The organism is Caulobacter sp. GW822-FHT01G02 (genome assembly GCF_058802865.1).
Genome location: NZ_JBXAON010000001.1, coordinates 342,358 through 360,775, shown reverse-complemented (window position 1 = coordinate 360,775; position 18,418 = coordinate 342,358). Strand labels below are relative to the sequence as shown.

Annotated in this window: 13 protein-coding genes; 3 read left to right on the top strand and 10 right to left on the bottom strand. The window is 66.0% G+C overall.

Annotated features, from left to right (window positions below; genetic code table 11):
- Positions 1-483: 483 nt before the first annotated feature.
- Positions 484-1,773, top strand: a complete 1,290-nt coding sequence (locus AC1RNC_RS01565; RefSeq protein WP_492883155.1) for a glycosyltransferase family protein — start codon at positions 484-486, stop codon at positions 1,771-1,773.
- Here AC1RNC_RS01565 and AC1RNC_RS01560 read toward each other — a convergent pair.
- The 10 genes from AC1RNC_RS01560 to AC1RNC_RS01515 form a co-directional block, all read right to left on the bottom strand.
- Positions 1,770-3,299, bottom strand: coding sequence for a TolC family protein (locus AC1RNC_RS01560; protein ID WP_492883153.1), 1,530 nt, complete (start codon positions 3,297-3,299; stop codon positions 1,770-1,772). The genes AC1RNC_RS01565 and AC1RNC_RS01560 overlap by 4 nt on opposite strands.
- A 116-nt stretch (positions 3,300-3,415) precedes the next feature.
- A complete protein-coding gene (locus tag AC1RNC_RS01555) occupies positions 3,416-4,453 on the bottom strand; it encodes a glycosyltransferase family 4 protein (RefSeq protein ID WP_492883151.1) in 1,038 nt (345 codons plus the stop codon).
- A 10-nt stretch (positions 4,454-4,463) separates the two neighbouring features.
- Entirely contained in the window at positions 4,464-5,501 is a 1,038-nt protein-coding gene (locus AC1RNC_RS01550; RefSeq protein WP_492883149.1) for a glycosyltransferase family 4 protein, read from the bottom strand.
- A 3-nt stretch (positions 5,502-5,504) separates the two neighbouring features.
- Positions 5,505-6,620, bottom strand: coding sequence for a DegT/DnrJ/EryC1/StrS family aminotransferase (locus AC1RNC_RS01545; protein ID WP_492883147.1), 1,116 nt, complete (start codon positions 6,618-6,620; stop codon positions 5,505-5,507).
- A complete protein-coding gene (locus tag AC1RNC_RS01540) occupies positions 6,617-7,249 on the bottom strand; it encodes an acetyltransferase (RefSeq protein WP_492883145.1) in 633 nt (210 codons plus the stop codon). Before AC1RNC_RS01540 ends, AC1RNC_RS01545 begins: the two co-directional genes overlap by 4 nt.
- Positions 7,249-8,226 carry a GDP-mannose 4,6-dehydratase gene (gene gmd, locus AC1RNC_RS01535; protein ID WP_492883143.1) on the bottom strand — a complete coding sequence of 326 codons (978 nt, stop codon included), beginning with the start codon at positions 8,224-8,226 and terminating at the stop codon, positions 7,249-7,251. The genes AC1RNC_RS01540 and gmd overlap by 1 nt, the downstream gene beginning before the upstream one ends.
- Before the next feature lie 139 nt (positions 8,227-8,365).
- Positions 8,366-9,676, bottom strand: a complete 1,311-nt coding sequence (locus AC1RNC_RS01530; RefSeq protein ID WP_492883141.1) for an HlyD family type I secretion periplasmic adaptor subunit — start codon at positions 9,674-9,676, stop codon at positions 8,366-8,368.
- Positions 9,677-9,738: 62 nt separating this feature from the next.
- Positions 9,739-11,469 (bottom strand): type I secretion system permease/ATPase, encoded by a 1,731-nt coding sequence (locus AC1RNC_RS01525; RefSeq protein ID WP_492883139.1) that lies wholly within the window; start codon positions 11,467-11,469, stop codon positions 9,739-9,741.
- A gap of 327 nt (positions 11,470-11,796) precedes the next feature.
- Positions 11,797-13,329 (bottom strand): methyltransferase regulatory domain-containing protein, encoded by a 1,533-nt coding sequence (locus tag AC1RNC_RS01520; protein ID WP_492883137.1) that lies wholly within the window; start codon positions 13,327-13,329, stop codon positions 11,797-11,799.
- Positions 13,330-13,464: 135 nt separating this feature from the next.
- Positions 13,465-16,287, bottom strand: coding sequence for a beta strand repeat-containing protein (locus AC1RNC_RS01515; protein ID WP_492883135.1), 2,823 nt, complete (start codon positions 16,285-16,287; stop codon positions 13,465-13,467).
- A 263-nt stretch (positions 16,288-16,550) separates the two neighbouring features.
- Between AC1RNC_RS01515 and AC1RNC_RS01510 the strand changes: the two genes are divergently transcribed.
- Entirely contained in the window at positions 16,551-16,850 is a 300-nt protein-coding gene (locus AC1RNC_RS01510; RefSeq protein WP_492883133.1) for a helix-turn-helix domain-containing protein, read from the top strand.
- A gap of 66 nt (positions 16,851-16,916) precedes the next feature.
- Positions 16,917-18,401 carry a hypothetical protein gene (locus AC1RNC_RS01505; RefSeq protein WP_492883131.1) on the top strand — a complete coding sequence of 495 codons (1,485 nt, stop codon included), beginning with the start codon at positions 16,917-16,919 and terminating at the stop codon, positions 18,399-18,401.
- The last annotated feature ends 17 nt before the right edge of the window (positions 18,402-18,418 follow it).

Below are 18,418 nucleotides of genomic sequence, written 5' to 3'. Positions count from 1 at the left end.
ATCTGACATTTCGTTGTGAATTCGGTACGCAACTTACGATATTGTAAGGCGAGACTGAGTTTCCCACCCGGCGGTTGGTAATATCGAACCAAAACCTCCACCAGCCAACGAAAGAAATCCGGATTTTCGTTTTACAGAGTTACCTGAAACAGCATTAATTCTTAAGGCGACAATCAAAAGCGAAACTATGAAACTCTACTTTCCATACCCCGCTAAATAAGATCAATGCAGCACGCTTTTCTGAACATTGATTACACCCAAAGCCGGGCGAAAATTTAACGATCATTCCCCGGCCAGGCGAAGCCCGTTGCGGTTTCTCGCCGGAGCGAGCGGTCCATCGCTGATCCAATAACGCCCGACTCCCGCATAGCGCGTGAATTTGAGGAACGGCGTCGCTATGGCGCTGTTTGTGGTCTCGCGTGCGGGCGACGCGGTATAGATTTCGCGACCTGATCTTTGCGGACCGTCCTTTCGCCGTTGCCCATGAAATCCCACCTGCTCGCGCTTTGGCGAAACCTTCCGGCCCCGCTCCGCCACGCGGCCCACGCGACGGTGCAGGCGCCCGGCGCTCTGACGAGGGCCGCGACCGAGGCGATCGAGAAGGAAATGGAAGCGGCCGCCGAGCGCCGCGCCGAGGCGCGCGCCCGACGACGCGCCCTGCGGCGCGACCTGCCCGCGACGCTGCCCGTGACCATCATCGGCTTCCATGGCGCCGTCCACGGCCTGGGCGAAGGCGCCCGCATGCTGGCGCGCGGGTTCGACGACGCCGGCCTGCCAACCCGGGCCGTGGACCTCTCGGCCCAGGTCGGTTTCCCGGTTGAGCTGCCCGCCGCCTTCCCCCCGCCCGCAGACGGCGAGACGGGCGTGGTCATCTCGCACATCAATCCGCCCGAGCTGCTGCGCTGGACCCGCGACACCGAAGGCCGACCGCTCGAAGGCCGCCGCCACATCGGCTACTGGGCCTGGGAGCTGGAAGACGCCCCGCAGGACTGGATACCCGCCTTCGATCTGGTCGACGAGGTCTGGACTCCCTCGGCCTTCGCCGCGAACGCCATCCGCAAGATCGCGCCACCGCGCGTCAAGGTCACGCCCGTCCCCTACCCCCTCTATCTGAACCCGCGCCCACCGGCCGACCGCGCCCGCTTTGGCCTGCCGAACGACCGTGTGGTGGTGCTCATGGCCTTCGACCTGCGCTCGACCGCCCAGCGCAAGAACCCGCCAGGCGCGCTGCGAGCCTTCCAGGAGGCCGTCAAGGCGGCCAACAGGCCCGCCCTGCTGGTCTGCAAGGTGGTCGGGGCGGATCTCTACGCCGAGACCTTCGAAACGTTGCGGCTACAGGTCGCCGACGATCCTTCGATCCGGCTGATGACCGAAAACCTGTCGGCGCAAGACATGGCGATACTGACGCGCAGCAGTGACATCGTGTTGTCCCTGCACAGGTCCGAGGGCTACGGCCTGCTGCTGGCCGAGGCCATCTGGTTGGGCAGGCCGACCCTGGCGACGGGCTGGTCGGCCAACGTCGAGTTCATGGACCCGGCCTCCAGCCGCCTGGTCGACTTCGAACTGATCCCGGTCGAGGGCGACGGCGCGATCTATCGAACGGGCCGCTGGGCCGCCGCGGACGAGACCGACGCGGCCGAAAAGCTGGCGCGCATGCTCCGTGACGACGCCTGGCGCTCAGAGCTCGCCGCCGCGACGGCGCGCAATGGCCATGTCTCGTTCGATCGTGACGCCTGGCTGGCGATGACCGCTGGGCTTTTGCCGCTCGCCTAGCCCTTGGGCGCGGTCGCGACCGGCGCGTCGTCGCTCAAGGACTTCAGGTCGTTGATCGACTCCGGCGGCTTCACCTTGTCGGCCGATACCGGCGGGGCCGGCAGATCGGAGGCCGGCGGCCGGATCGGCGTCGTATCGCCAGCCTTGGGCTTCTTCGCCGCCATCGGCAGGGAGACATGGTCGAGCGTCTGGATGATCAGCTCAGTCGGCAGCATGCCCTTGTATCGAACCTTCCTGAAGTTCCGCTTCGGATCGTACGACTGGACGCCCGGCGCCAAGTCACCGACCTCGAGCGTGCCGAGTTGGGCCAACAACTGGACGCGACCGGTATATTCGATCGCGCGGCTGCGCACGAAGTTCAGTTGAGCGTTCAGCAGTTCGGCCTGGGCGTTCAGCACCTCGATCGTGCTGCGCAGGGCGAAACGCTCTTCCTCGCGGACACCGTAAAAGGCGACCGTGTCGGCCTTCATCTCAGCCTCGATCGTCACCAGGGTCCTCCGCGCGGCGACCAGATTGTCCCAATACTGCGAGACGCTGAGCACCATGTTGCGGCGCGCGTCCTCGATCAGCAGCTTGTCGCGGTTGTTCTCCTCCAGCGACTGGCGAACGGAGGAATTCAGCTGGCCACTGCTGAACAGCGGCTGGGTCAGGGTAATGCCCGCGGTGAGCGTGTCGGTGCGAAGGGAGGGGCCAACGTTTAGGGAATTGTAAGGGCTATTTGAATAGTCGGCACGCGCGGTGACAGAGAACAGGCGTTGCGCGCGCGCTTCGGCGACGCCCAGTCGCGACGACTCCTCGGTGTAGAGCGCGGCCATCAGCGACGGATTGTTCTTTTCGGCCGTGTCGAACGCTTCGTCCAGCGTGGCGGGCAGGCCGTCGATGTCAGGCTCCGGCTCCAGTTGCTCGGGCACGTGGCCCACCAGTGACGCGTAGTTGGCGACGCTGACGTTCAGCTGAGCCTGGGCGTTGGCGACCTGGGTGCTGGCGGCCGCGAGACGGGCCTTGGCCTGCTCAACGTCGGTCAGAGTGACCAGGCGCACCGAATATTTGTCCTGGGTGTCCTGTAACTGCTTGGCCAGCCAGGACTCGGCGCCGCTACTGATCCGCAGAACTTCGCGGTCGCGGTGAACCGATACGTAGGCGCTGGTCACCCGGACCAGCAGATCCATCTCCAGGCGACGCAGGCTCTCGCGCGAAGACTTGATCTGGGCTTCGATGCCGCCGAGACGCGCCGCATAGCGACCGTTCGTATAGAGGGCCTGGCTGACCGAGAGCTGGTTGGTCTGGGCCGCCCCCTCATTGGCGGTGTCATTCGGCAACCGCGCCAACTTCTGCCGGGTATAGTTCTCCGACACCGAGGCGCTGGCCTGCAGGCCGTAGGCCGCGCGCGCCTGGGTGTAGTTCTCGTCCAGGGCGCGCATGGCCGCGCGCTGGGCCTGGATGTTCGGATTGCTCTGGTAGGCGGCGGTGATCGCGTCGGCCAAGGTCTCGGCGTGGGCGAGCTCGGCGCGACCGCTCACGGCCATGGCAAGGGCCAAGGCAATGACGGACGAACGAACGGACAGGACTTTCGACAGCACTCGCGTTTCCTAGACTTGGGCGGAACTCACCGTAACCCGGCCTTCAACCCAAAATTTGTGGCTTAATCAAGAAGACGGCGGACCGTCTCCTCCCATGTGACATTCTTGTCGCGCCAGAGATCGCGCGCGGCGCTCCCCAATGACTTAGCCCGAACCTTGTCCGACGTCATGCGATCAAGCGCCTGCGCCAGAGCCTGGGGCGTAGGCTCGGCGACCGCGCCCGTGGCGTCGCTGACGATCTCCAGCAGGCCGCCGGAGTCGGTGACGGTCAGCACGGCCTTGCCCGAAGCGAAGGCCTCCATCGTGACGTAGCCGACGCTGTCCTCGTCGAAGGGCAGGTAGGCGCAGGCCAGGGCGTCGTTGGCCCACCGCGCGATGTCGGCCCGCGGATGGAAGCCAAAGCGCAGATCGACACGGTCCTTCAGGTCCAGGTCCTCGACCAGCTTGGTCAGCCGGTCGGCATAGGCCTGGTTCTCCGGCGGACCGGCGATGACCAGGCGTGGGCCGTTCGGCAGCAGCGCCAGGGCCTCGATCAGCAGATGCTGACGCTTGCCCGCCGCCACCCGGCCGCCGGCGAAGATGTAGTCGCCATAGTCGCCGCCGGTGAACAGCTCGCCGTCGTTCAGCGGCGGGTACAGAACCTCGCTGGACACGCCGTTGAACTTCATCAGCCGGTTCTGGGTGACCGGCGAGTTGCAGTAGATCTTCTTGCACTCAGCGAAGCAGGCGTTATCGGCCGCGCGGATCGCCGCCTTCACCGCCCTGCCCGTGTCGTCGAAGTCGAGGTGGCTCTGGCCGGCCTCGGACAGGTCATAGGCCTGGCGGAACTGGTGCAGCAGCCACAGCACCTTGTCCTGGTGCGGGATCAGATAGGCCGGGAATTTCAGGCCGATCACGCGGTCGACATTGTAGAGCCGCATGCCCTTGGAGATCAGCATCTCCTCGATCAGGCGCTCGGCGGGCTCCCAGGTGAACGGTACGCGCACCAGCTCGGACTGCACGCCGGGCGTGGCGTTCAGGCGGCGGACCAGATGGTCGGCCAGCTCCTCGGCCCCGCCGCGCTGGAAGGGCGCGGCGTTGTTGACGACCAAGACCTTCATGCGAGCACCTTCATGCGGTCAGCCGATCCACGACGGTGCTCCAGTCGATCTTCATCTCGGCCAGGCGGTTCAGCGAAGCGGTCCCCATCTTGGCGACGCCCTGCTTGTCCGCGTGCAAGCGGTCGAACTGCTCGGCCAGGGCCCGAGGATCGGGCGCGCTGATCAGGCCGTTGCGGCCGTGCTCGACCAGTTCCAGCACGCCGCCGGAGTCGGTCGTCGTGATGATCGGCTTGCGGGCGTGGGCCCCTTCCAGCGACGGATAGCCGTAGCTGTCCTCGTCCTTGGGCAGGTAGGCGATGGCCAGCGCTTCCTTCAGCATCTCCGCCTTCTCGTCCTCGCTGATCCAGCGATCCTCGAGAATGACGCGGTCCTGGACGCCGAGGTCCTTGGTCATCTGCACGAGTTGGCGGCCGTATTCGGCGCTCGACGCCGTGCCGGCCAGGCGCAGTTTCACGCCCGTCTTCACGTGCTGCATGGCCTCGATCATCAACGCCTGGCGCTTGTGCGGCTCCAGGCGCGAGATGGCGACGATCTCGTCACCATAGCCCGTGTGGGTGAAGCGCTCGGGCTGGTAGATCGGCGGATACAGCGGCGTGGCGTCCAGGCCGTTGAACGTCTTCAGGCGGTCGGCCACCACCTGGGAGTTGGTGAACACCGCCCGCGCTTCCGAGATCGCCCGCGTGTCGAGGGCCCGCAGATTGTCGCGGATCGCGCGGTGATGAGCGTCGTCGGGCATGCCGCGATAGGGCGTATCCCAAAGGTCGTAGAAGGTGCGGATGTGGTGGATGAACCACAGCACCTTGTTGGGGTGATCGACCACATAGGCGGGCGGCCGGAAGCAGATCACCCGGTCGCACCATTGCGTCAGGTCCATCATCCGCCAGGTGGCGATCTGGTGCAGGATCTCGTTCGGATCATCGACGAACGGCAGATAGAACCGCTCGACCTCATGGCCGGCCTCGAGGAGCTTCTCCTCCAACCACTCGACGATGAAGCGCGCCCCGCCGTTGATGAACGGCACGATCGAGGACAGCAGGACGATGCGCATGGCCTAGACCAGCACCTGGTCCAGGGCGGCCACGACGCGGTCGATATCCGCTTCGGAGAGGCCCGCGTGGGTCGGCAGGTTCAGGCCATCGGCGCCGCAGGCCTCGGCCTGCGTCAGGTCGCCGGTCGCCAGATGGGCGTAGGGCGGCATGACGTGCATCGGATGGAACACCGGCCGGCTCTCGACGCCCAGGGCGTCCAGATCCTTGATCACCTGGTCGCGCGAAGTCGAGAGGCCCTCGCCCAGGCGTACGGTGTACATCCAGAACACATGGCGGCCGGTGTCGGCGACATACGGCTTGATCACCCGATTGCCCAGGCGGGCCAGCTTTTCCTCGTACCAGGCCACGACGCGCTCGCGGGCGGCCAGGTGATGCTCGACGCGCTCCAGCTGGGCCAGGCCGATCGCGGCCTGGATGTTAGTCATGCGGTAGTTGTAGCCGATGATCGGGAACCAGTAGCGGCGATTGGGATCCATGCCCTGGCCGCGCAGCAGGCGCATCTTGGCGGCCAGTTCATCGTCGTCCGTGGTGATCATCCCGCCTTCGCCGGTGGTGATGATCTTGTTGCCGAAGAAGCTGAAGGTCGCGCAATCGCCCAGCGAGCCGGACATCTTGCCCTTGTAGGTCGCCCCGACCGCCTCCGCCGCGTCCTCGATGACCATCAGGTTGTGCTTGCGGGCGATCTCCAGGATCGGATCCATGTCGGCCACCTGGCCGTACAGGTGGACCGGCATGATCGCCTTGGTGCGCGGCGTGATCTTGGCCTCGATCAGGGCCGGATCGACGTTGAAGGTGCGCGGGTCGTTGTCGACCAGCACCACCGTGCCGCCGCAATAGGTCACGGCGTTGCAGGAGGCGATGTAGGTCAGGCTGGGGATGATCACCTCGTCGCCCGGGCCGATGCCCATGGCCACCAGGGCCAGGTGCAGCGCCGTCGTGCCGTTGTTGCAGGTGATGGCGTGCTTGACGCCGCAATAGTCGGCGAAGGCCTTCTCGAAGTCCGTGATGAAGCGGCCGGCCGACGAGATCCACGTCGAGTCCATGCACTCCAGCACGTAGTCGCGCTCGTTGCCGTCGAGGCTGGGGGCGGCGACGGAAATCCGCGGCAGGCTGGTCAAGAACGCTCTCCTTTGATCTGGGCCGGCACGCCGATCGCCACGACCGCGTCCGGAAGGTCACGCACCACGACGCCGCCGGCGCCCAGGATCGTGTCGGCGCCGATGCGCACGCCCGGGATCACCCGCGCGCCCACGCCAAGGAAGGCCCGCTCGCCGATGGTGACGCCGCCGGCCAGGGCCGAGGCGGGCCCCAGATGGCAGGCCGCGCCGAGGTCGCAGTCGTGGTCGACGACTGCGCCCGTATTGATGATGGCCAGGTCGCCGATCCGGCTGTCGGCGTTGATCGCCACGCCCGCCATCACCGCCACGCCTTCGCCGATCCGCGCCGACGGCGAGATCACGGCCGAGGGGTGGATGGCGTTGACCAGGGTGAAGCCGAGCTCACGCGCTTTGACGCCAAGCTTCTGGCGCAGGCGGTTGGAGCCCAGCGCCACGAACAACTCGGAAAAGCCCTGCGCCTTCAGGCCGGGCAGTGCGAGGTCGTCGCCGACCACCGGAACGCCCAGCACCTCGCGCGGCGTCGAATCGGCGTCAACGATCACCGCCACGGTCTTGCCAGAGGCGCGCAGGCTCTCGATGACCACCTTGGCGTGGCCGCCGCCGCCGATGAGGACGACGCCGGCGCTCATCAGTTCCTGGACCGACGGGCGATGTCGGCCTCGACCATTTCGGCGATCAGTTCCTGCATGGAGATCTTGGGCTCCCAGCCCAGCTTTTCCTTGGCCTTGGCCGGATCGCCCAGCAGCAGCTCGACCTCGGCGGGTCGCAGGAACTTCGGATTGATGGTGACGTGATCCTGATAGTTCAGGCCGGCGGCGGCGAAGGCCACCTCGCACATCTCGCGCACCGTCCAGGTCTTGCCGGTGGCGACCACATAGTCGTCCGGCGTCTCCTGCTGCAGCATCAGCCACATGGCCTCGACATAGTCCTGGGCGTGGCCCCAGTCGCGCTTGGCGTCCAGGTTGCCCAGCTCGACCGTCTTCTGCTGGCCCAGCTTGATGGCCGCCACGGCGTCGGTGACCTTGCGGGTCACGAACTCGATGCCGCGCAGCGGGCTTTCGTGGTTGAACAGAATTCCGGCCGAGGCGTGCAGGCCGAAGCTCTCGCGATAGTTCACCGTCATCCAGTGGGCGTACATCTTGGCCACGGCGTACGGCGAGCGCGGATAGAACGGCGTCTTCTCCGACTGCACCGGATGCTGCACTAGGCCGTACATCTCCGACGACGAGGCCTGGTAGAAGCGGGCCTGGGGGCACTCCAGCCGCACGGCTTCCAGCATGTTGGTGGTCCCCAGCCCGGTGACCGAACCGGTCAGGTGCGGCTGGTCCCACGAGGCGCCGACGAAGCTCTGGGCCGCCAGGTTGTAGACCTCGTCCGGCTGCAGTCGGCGCATCAGGCGCGACAGACCGCCGGCGTCCAGCAGGTCGCCCAGTTCCAGGCGAACGTCGTCATAGACGCCGATCCAGCGCAGACGGTCGCCGATCACGTCGGCCGAGGCCGAGCGGCGCAGCATGCCGTGAACGGTGTAGCCCTTCTCCAGAAGAAGCTTGGCGAGATACGCCCCGTCCTGACCGGTCACGCCGGTGATCAACGCCGTCTTCGCCACGCTCTTGCAAACTCCAGTAACAACGAAGGGTCCTGACTACACTATTGGCGCCGATTGAAAAGCGGCGCGCGCGACATTTCCGTCGACGCGCGCCGCCCTCCGAAAGACGTTCGGAATCAGGTTGTTAAAAACCCGCGCCCTACTCCTCGCGCATGGTGGTGCGCAGGGTCTCGCGCAGCGGCGAGAAAAGGTATTGCAGCACCGTCCGCTCGCCGGTCGGCACTATGACCTGGGCCGGCATGCCGGCGGTCACCCTGTTGCGGAACTTCGGCGGCAGTTGCTTGACGTCGACGCGCACGATCCCGAGGAAATAGACCGTCTTGCCTTCCGGATCGGAGAGCCGGTCGCTGGAGATCGACTCGATCTTGCCGTTCAGGATCGGAATCTCGCGCGAGTGGAATGCCGGCAGGCGCACCTCGGTGGTCATGCCCGCATGCACATTGTCGACGTCGGTCGGCGCGAAGTGCGCCTGGATCACGAAGCCTTCGTCGTTCGGGGCGATGTCGACCAGCGGCTCGGCCGGGCGAACCACGGCGCCTTCGGTGAAGAAGTGGAGGTTCTGGGCCGTGCCGTTTACCGGCGAGACGACATTGATCCGGCGCTGCTGATCAGAGGCGACCACTTCCTTTTCCGTCACCTCGGCCAGCTTCACGCGGGTCTCGGCGATGTTCTGGCTGACCTCTTCATAGAAGGTCTGCTTGATCTGCCGAATCTTCAGCTGGGTCTCGGCCATGCCCTGCACCGACTTGGCGCGGTCGGCCACCAGGCGGCCGATCGAGCCGGAGAGGTTGGCTTGCTCGCGCTCCAGCGCCAGCAGCCGCGGCCGCGGCACCAGGCCCTTGTCGTAGATCTTGCGCAGGTCGCCCAGTTCGTCCTGGATAAAACCTAGCTGATCCTTGAGGCCCTGGGTCTGGCGATCGATGCCCTCGATCTCGCTGCGGTATTGGTCCCGCTGCGAATTCATCAGGTCGACCTGGCCCTGAAGCGTCTGACGGCGCTCCTGGAATTGCGCCTGCTCGTCGGCCAGCACGCGCGCGACGATCGGATCCGAGCGCTGACCCAGCAAATCGGCGGGGAACGCGATCGAGCCCCGCTGATCGCGCTCGGCCAGAAGCCGGGCTTCCATGGCCTTGAGCGCGACGTACTGGCTGCGCGTGATGCCGGCGGCGGCGTTGGCCTGGGTCGGATCCAGCTCGAACAGCACCTGGCCGGCCTTCACCTTGTCGCCCTCGCGAACGAGGATCTTGCGGAGGATGCCACCTTCAAGGTGCTGGATGGTCTTGCGATTGCCCTCGGCGGAGATCACGCCGTTGGCGATGACCGCGCTGTCCAGCGGCGCGAAGGCGGCCCAGCCCAGCAGACCCACGAAGGTCACCAGGATGACGCCGTAGCCGATCCTGGCCACGCCTTTGTAGTTGTCCGTCGGACGCTTGATCGTGGGAAGCTTCATCTTGTTCTTGGGCCTGCTGGGCGCGCCCGCTGGCGCGCCTCTGGGAAAAGGACGAACGACGGTTAGTGGGCGCCCTGGATCGGCGTGGGCGCCGGCGACGGCGGTTGGGGCGGCGCGGCGCCGGTCAACTTGGCCAGCATCACGTCACGCTCGCCGAAATCGGCGATGACACCCTGGTTGACCACCATGATGTAGTCGGCCTGGGACAGCAGGTTCACCTTGTGCGTCGCGAAGATCACGGTGCGCTTGGCGGCCTTGAGACGATTCATCGCCTCGGCCAGCGCTATTTCACCCAGCTGGTCGAGACTGGCGTTCGGTTCGTCGAGGACCAGAAGGGCCGGCATCCGGAACAGGGCGCGCGCCAGGGCCACGCGCTGGCGCTGGCCGCCCGACAGGGACGCTCCGCCCTCGCCGATCGGCGTGTCGTAGCCGTTGGGCAGGGTCTGGATCAGTTCATGCACGCCGGCCAGGGTCGCCGCCTCGATGACTTCCTGCGGCTGGAACTCGGTGAAGCGGGCGATGTTCTGAGCGATCGTGCCCGAGAACAGCTCGATGTCCTGCGGCAGATAGCCGATGTGGCGTCCGAGCTTTTCCGGGTCCCACTGCTTGATGTCGTAGCCGTCGAGGCGGATGACGCCCGCGGTGCAGGGCCAGACGCCGACGACGCCGCGCAGCAGCGAGGACTTGCCCGCGCCGCTGGGACCGACAATGCCGACCGAGGTGCCGGCGTCGATGCGGAAGCTGGCCTGGCGCAGGGTCGGGGTCTGCGCGCCGGGCGGCAGGATCGACGCGGCTTCGGCCGAAAGTACGCCGCGCGGGTCGGGCAGCGGCATGTGATCGCTGGTGTCGCGTTCCTCGCGCAGCATCGCTTGCAGGCGATCCCACGAGCTGCGCGCGCCCAGCAGGCCCTTCCACTGGCCCACGGCGCCTTCGATCGGGGCCAGGGCGCGGCCGACCAGGATCGAGCCGGCGATCATCGAACCGGCCGAGATCTTGCCCTGGATGGCCAGATAGGCGCCGCCGCCCAGGATCAGGGTCTGGACCACCTGGCGAAACACCTTGATGCCCGACATCACCGCGCCGCCGGCGTCGCTGGCCGAAGCCTGCCAGGCCACCTGCTCGTCGCGGCGAATGCGCCAGCGCGCCTGCAGGCCGCCCCACATGCCCATGGCCTTCATGACCTCGGCGTTGCGCAGGGTGGAGCTGGCGTCGTTCTGGGCGGCGATCGAGGCCATGGTGGCCATCTGGATCGGCTCCTTGGTGGCGCGATCGTTCATCACGGCCAAGCCAAAGATGATGATGCAGCTGATGATGGCCAGGACGCCGAAAAAGGGATGCAGCATCCACGACACGATGATGAACACCGGGGTCCAGGGCGCGTCGCAGAAGGCGATCAGGCCGCCCGTCATGAACTCGCGCACACTGTCCATGTCGCGGAACGCCTGGGCGCCCTGCCCGCGGCGATTCAGCGTCGAATCGAGCACCGCCCGGAAGATCGGATCGCGCACTAGGCCGTCGAACTTGAGTCCGCCCCGCACCAGCACCTGGGTGCGCAGCGCCTCAAGCAGGCCATAGATCACGAACAGGAAGATGCAGATCAAGGTCAGCACGACCAGCGTCGCGACGTTGCGGCTGGAGAGCACGCGATCATAGACCTGCAGCATGTACAAGGGGCTGACCAGCGCCAGGATGTTGATGAAGAAGCTGAACACCATGGCGGTGATCACCGCCGGTTTGGCGACTTCTACAGCTCGGTCTAGAGGCGTCTGAGCTGCAACGATTTTACTGGCCATGGCTTGCCTTGAAGAGTGAACGCGGGCGTGCGTCGGAACAGAAAACAACGCTTGGGCGCGGGATGATCATGTAAATGCGGCCGAACTAAGCACTACAGGCTCATACAGCAAAAACGCAACCTCCGACCTTGCGTCACCTGCGGCGGGATGGGTTTGGCGCCACGATTTGCGAAGGTCGCCTTGGCCTCCCGGCGGGTCCGTTGCGTCCTGCCGGACACGGCTGCGAGGAGAAACCATCCTGACCTCCGTCCGCCGCCACGCGCCGCGTGGCCGGGTAAGGCCGGTGTCATAGGCGAACCTCAAGCCGCGTCCAAGCCGGATCGCGCCTCAGGCGACGCCGAGAGCGCGCAGGATCGGCAGACGCTTCTCCATCGCGGTCGCGCGTTCGAACAGCTCGGCGAGGTTTTCCTCCGGCGTCGTCAGGGTGCGCCCGTCCTTCAGAAGCTGCTGCCCTTGTGAGGCCAGGAGGTCGTGTACGCCCTTGGCCCAGTCGGCCGGCGTCTTGCGGCCTTGACCGCGCATCACGAGGAACAGCTGCTCGAAGCGGTCGACAGCCACGCCCCCGCCGGTCACGGGACTGGCCAGATAACCGGTCTCCGATCGCGACCGGCTCCGATGCGCCAGGAAGGCGTTGAGTTTCTCGACGTTGGACTTGGCCTTAGAGATAGTCTTGTCGTCCTGGACCACGGTCACCGTTCCGGCGCCCGTCAGGATGGCCATCGCGGCTGCGACTTGCGGCAGGCTGAGGCCCGCCGCCTGCCCGGCCACCTCGATCTGGATGAAGGTCTTGATCTGGTGGTCGGCCAGGAAGTCCAGCAGCGGACCATAGACGTTCTGATGGAGGCTCACCTCGCCCTGCGCGGCGCTCAGGCTCAGCTTGACGTCAGCGCGGGGCGTGGTGAGCAGGAAACGCTGGCTTCGAATGAACTCGGCCTGCTCCAGCGAGGACAGGACACGGGCGCCGCGCACCCAGAGATCGCGTCGGAATTGCTGGGATGTCAGGAAGTCTCGCACCGTCTCGCGCAAGACGGGATCCTCTTGCGCCGCGACCAGCTGGATCTGCGCAGGGGTCAGGTTGATGCTGTCCTGCTGGTCGAGCAAACTCGCCGAACACGCGTAGGAAACCTTGGCCGGCTCCAGCCACTCGGACATTTCCGAGAAGTACATCGGCTTCCAGTCACGGTTCATGTACTCGTGCGCTAGGTACTGTCGATTCATCCCCTTCAGCTTGTCGAACCGGTCGGTTAGCCCCGGATTGCCCCGGATGTAGGCCGGATCGGCGGCCACAAGTTGATCCATGAAGGCGAAGGCCTCATCGATGCGTTGGGTGACCTTGGTCGATGGCGAACCCCTCAGGTCGCCGTGCTGCTTCATCAGGTGGCGCAACGGCGCGGCAGCGGACCATCCCGGCAGGGTATTGTAGCTGATGTAGAGAACGCCGCCGACGGCGAGCTTGCGGCGCACGAAGTCGACGATGATCTGGCGGTTCTCGTCGGAGATCCACGACCAGATGCCGTGCAGCGCGATGAACTCGAACTCCGGCAGGTCGTCGCGACCACAGAATTCCGCGAACGCCTGGTCATAGAGCCGCGCGTTCGAACCGCTGCGCGCCGCCAGTTCCTGGGCGTAACCGGCCTGGGCCGGATTGAAGTCGGTGCCCCACCATTGCACGCCCGGTTGGGCGGCGGCGTGGATCGCGACGGACAGCCCTTGGCCGAAACCCAGTTCGCACGCATTGCGCAGCGGCGGGGCCACCGCCCCGGCCATCGCCAGGCCGTAGTTCGTTCGAACCGGGTTGAAATCCGGATAGTAGCCGAAGGTGTAGTTGACGTCGGTGACGTAGCCGGCGTTCCAGGACATGCGCGGATTCCTTGATGAGCCTCTCGCATAGCGTGGGTTTTCGACGGTCCAAAGCCCAAAGATCACCAAAACGAAAAAGGCCCCCGGATTGCTCCGGGGGCCTTTCCCTTAGTTCAACTCAAACTTGGGAAGCGATTAGCTGCCGAAGTTGAAGTCGGTGGCGACCAGCGCGGTGCCCGGGCCGGTAACCAGCTGGACGACCATGTCGGTGCCGGCGGTGTAGGCGCCATCGTGGTTGACGTCGACAACCACGAAGTGGGTCGTCGCGGTGCCGGTGAGCTGGATGTCCAGCACGCCGCGCACCAGACCGCCGCCGTCCTTGAACAGGTTGGCAGTGCTGGTCAGGTAGGTGCCGACCGCGGCGATGTCAGCGACCGTGGCGTTGGCAACGCCCTGAGCCGAACCGACGAAGCCCGCGATCTGGGTCAGGTCGAGCTTGTCGACGCCAGCGCCGTTGAAGCCGGTGATCGTGTCCATCGTGCCCTTGTTGCCAACGCCAGCGGCGTTGGTGGCGTCGAAGGTCGAGTCGCCAGCCTTCAGGTTCACGATGTCGTTGCCGGCGCCGAGGGTGACCGCGTCGCCGCCCTTGCCCGCGTTGATCGTGCCACCAGCGCCACCGGCCGTGATCGTGTCGTTCGCAGCGGTGCCGATGATGTTCGTGATCTTCGTGGTCGAACCCGTCGCCGTCAGACCGCCGGTGTTGGCGCTGGCGTCGATGCCGATCGTGCCGCTGGTGATGGCGGCGGCGTTCACGGTGACCGTACCGTTACCCGTCACATTGACCTGCTTCAGAGCGTCGGAGCCGGCGCCGAAGGTCAGGCTGTTGGTCGAGGTCGAGGTGCCAGCCAGCGAGTTGATGTTGACCGTCTCAACGCCCGCGGCGGTGTAACCCGTCACGGTGGCGCCGCCCTTGCCGGCGGTGCCCAGGTTCAGGTTGATGACGTCCGACGTACCCGTGGCCGTGGTCAGGGTGGTGGTCAGAGCGGTCGTACCGGTCGTGGCGTTGAAGGTCGCGTTGGCGCCGATGCCCGTCAGAACGACAGTGCCGCCCGTGACGTTGATGTTGGCGAACGAGGTCAGCACGCCGACGTCGTAGTTGGCGCCGTTGATGGCGGCATTTTCGAAGCTGACGAACTGAGCCTTGTTGCCGGCAGTCACGATGCCCGCGGCGTTGAGGCCCAGGGTATCCGTACCGTCACCACCGTTGATCGTGGCGCCGGCGGTCGGAGCGTTCGACAGGACCAGGGTGTCAGCGCCGGCGCCGAGGTCGACGACGGCGGTGGCGCCCAGGGTGCCCGTCAGGGTCAGGGTGTCAGCGGCAGAGCTGCCCTTGACGCTCGTCAGAGCCGAGCTGGCCAGGGTAGCCGTCAGGCCGCCGGTCGAAGCCGAAGCGTCGACGGTCTTCAGCGCGGTGCTGCCGATGGTGCCGAGGCTCACGGCGCCAACGCCGGTGACGTTCACGGTGGCCAGGGTGTTGGCGGTCGTTTCCACGATGCCGACGCCGTCACGGGTCGAAGCGCCGTTGTTGGCGAACACGGTGTTCGAGTACGTGCCGTTCAGCGTGATGGCGCTGGTGGCGGCGACGTTCAGGGTGGCGACAGCCGAGCCGACCTTCAAGGTGCTGACGGTAGCAGCGGCCGAACCGGTGTTGCGCAGCGTCAGCGAGGTGCCGGTGCCGCCCGAGGTGTCGATCGCCAGGTTGCCGAACGTGTTCTGGGTGTTGCCCGAAACGTCGACCGAGGTGGCGCCAGCGCCCGTGATCGTCTGGGTGACGATGGTGTTGGCGGTCGGAGTGGCGTCGCCGACGGTGCCGTTCGTGGTGGTGTTCAGGGCGCCGAGGGTGACCGAACCGATGTTGGTGACGGTCAGGTTGCCCGTGCCGCCGGCCGAGATCTTGCTGACGCCCGAGAAGCCCGAAGCGTCGACCGTGATCAGGTTACCGGCGCCGGCGGCGACGGTGTTGTTGACGACGACGTTTTCAACGCTCTTCAGCGTCAGGCCCGACACCGAGGTGCCGCCCGTGATGTTGCTGACGACCGTCAGGGTGTCGGTGCCCGAACCGCCGTCGATCGAGTCGCCGAGGTTGACGGTGGTGGCCGTGGCGCCCAGGGCGTCCAGGCTGCCGACGAAGGTGTCGTCGTTGGCGGTGCCGATCAGGGCGTCCAGGCCGACCTTCAGGGCGAAGGCTTGGCCGGGGGTGCCCGGGGTGCCGCTGCCCGAAGCGCCGTAGGCAGTGAACAGGTTGATGCCGGCGGTGTTGTTGGCGGTCAGAACGCCGTCGTCAGCCAGATCCTTGATCAGGTTGTTGGCGGCGGCGGCGTACGAACCGACGCCAGCGCCGTTGTTGTACGTCGTGGCGAGGTACATGATTTCGCCAACGATCGCGGCCTTGACGGCCAGATCGAGGTCAGCGGCGCTGGTGGTGGCCGGCAGGTTGGCCTTCACGTAGCTGGTGTAGTAGGCGATCGACGAAGCGCTGGTCAGGAAGCCAACGGCCGAGTCGACATTGATGCCGGCGGCGGCGGCCGCGGCGTTGCCGATGATGATGTTGTAGGCGGCCTTAGTGGCGTCAGCGACCGACAGCGAGCCGTACGAGGCCGAGAACGAGGTCTTGGCGGCCGCGTTGCCCAGGGCCAGAGCGACCGATTGAGCGATGAAGCGGTTTTCGCCGTTCAGGTTGGCTTGAGCGCCCGTGCCGACGAAGGCGGCGTTCAGGAACTTCAGGCCGTCTTGGCTCGGCGCGACGCCGGTGAAGAAGGCGTAGGTTTCAACGCTGACGGCCGTGGTGATGTCCGAGGCCAGGTCGATGGTCTGAGCCAGCGCTTGCGCGTCGGTCAGGGTGCCAGCGGCGTTCTGGTTGGCCAGAGCGGTCAGGGTCAGGGTTTGAGCGGCGCTCGGGGCGGTGCCGGCATTGGCGTTCGCGAAGAACGTCTGCAGCTGAGTAGTCGTATAAGCCATTTGGCTTGTCTCCCAAAAAGATCCCACACCCCCCGCGACCTATTGGCACGCATGGGAGCAGCGACGGCTATAGAGCAAACGTCATACGTCGACAATAGCCGAATTCGTGGGGTACAGCATTTTTCTAACCGGTACAGCAAATTCCTATGTCGCGTTCCTTGAACCCCCGCGACGAACCGGGTATATAAGATAAGGATTTCGGACGTCGGTGATCGAGCGCGCGCACGCGCTCCGCACGGCGGACGGGGCGTGAGGTCTTTATTATGTATGGTAATCCGCAACGCCGCAGCACCTCGGAGGTGCAAGACCTCCGCCGCGAAGGGGGGCGCTGGCTGAAGGAGCGGCGCGAGGCCGTCGGCCTGTCGCAGCGCCAGCTCGCGGCCAAGGTCGGCGCCGACTATTATACCTTTATCTCACAGCTTGAGACCGGCCGCGGCCGCATTCCGCCCGATCGTTATCGGGATTGGGCGCAAGCGTTCGAGGTTCCCGAAAAGACCTTCGTCCGCGAGCTGCTGCGCTTCTACGATCCGATCACCTACGAAATCCTGTTCAGCGAAGCGTAGTTCGGTTAGTGTCGCCCTGCCGGTGGGGGCCGGCGTTGTTCTTAGGCGTGGGGAAACCACCACCGCATGACCGCTCAGGTCCTTTCGTTCTTCCAGCGCTCGCCGCGCTACGCGCCGAAGCCGGCCGACTGGACTCAGCAGGAACTGGCTGAGTTCTATCGCGTCGAGAGCGCCCTGATCCGGGCGGGCATCCGCGTCGGCACCGACCGCGGCATGAGCGACGAGAACGAACCTTGGTTCGTCTTTTATCGGTCGGACGACGGCGAGGTGGTCATCCACTTCGCGCGTATCGACGGCGAGTACATCATCGCCGGCCCCGCCTACGAAGAGATCGCTCGCGGCTTCGACTTCACGGCCCTGGTGCGCAACATGGTGTCGCGCCACCCGCTGATCCGGCGCGCGGATAGCGGCAGCAACATCTCGGTCCACCCCGCCGCCCTGCTGGTGGCCGTGGTCGGCACCGCCTTCTTCAAGACGGGCGAGGCCCGCGCCGGCGAAACCGGCGCCAGCAACGCCCAGTCGGGCCACAGCCGCCCCGTCCTGCTGTCGTCCAGCTCGAGCGCCGGCCTCAGCAACGGCGTCGCGCCGGTCGCCGCCTCGCAAGCATCGACCTACGACACCGTCCAGCTTCCCGCCAACCAGGCCGTTCTGGTGCTGGCCGCGGCTCTACTGGCGTCCGACTACAAGACCCAGACCGTGGCCATCGATCCGTCGGCGAGCGCCGCGATCACGTCGGCGGCCGCCTCGCTGGACTTCAGCGGCGTCACGCAGCCCGCCGTGGTCACTGCGGACAGCGGCCTGTCGCTGAACAACGCGCCCCACGTCACCGCCGTGGACAACACGCCCGCCCAGACCGTTTCGTCGGTGCTGTCGCTGGTGGCGATCCTTTCGACCCTGCCGCAGACCTCGACCGCGGCCGAGGCCGTCGTCGGTGAGACCAGCAAGGGCGGCCACGACCACGTCTCGGGCCTGCCCGCGCCGCCGACGGACAGCGCCAGCTGGACGATCGATGTTCGCCTGGACCTGTCTTCCGGCAGCCTGCCCTCGGTCGAGGCCGTGCAGTTGGTTCGCGCCGTCCTGGGTGACCAGGGCGACCGCAAGATCACGGTCATCGAGGTCTCCAAGCTGCCCGACGTGCTGGCCGACATCGTCGGACGCGGCCAACATTACTCGACGACGCCCGCGCCTACGGATCTTGGCGGGCCGGCCGCGCCGGAATCCCCGACCACGCCCACCTTGCCCGTCGACACCGGGGACTCGAACACGCCGATCGTCGATGTGACGCCGCCGGCCGAGACGCCGAAGCCGGAAGCTCCGGCCTATGCATCGCCGGACATGGTCAAGCAGTTCATCGACTACTTCATCGCCCACGCCCCCGTGGTCGAGATTGTGGTCAACGGCGCCGAGATCATCATCCTCGACAGCCGCGTCCTGCATAACATCAATCTGATCAGCCACCTCGACAGCATGACGTTCGATTTCGCGGACGGCAGCACGATCAGTCTGGTCGGCGATCATTCGTCGTTCCTGCACGACGGGAATCTGATCTAAACAGTCGCGGTCGCGCT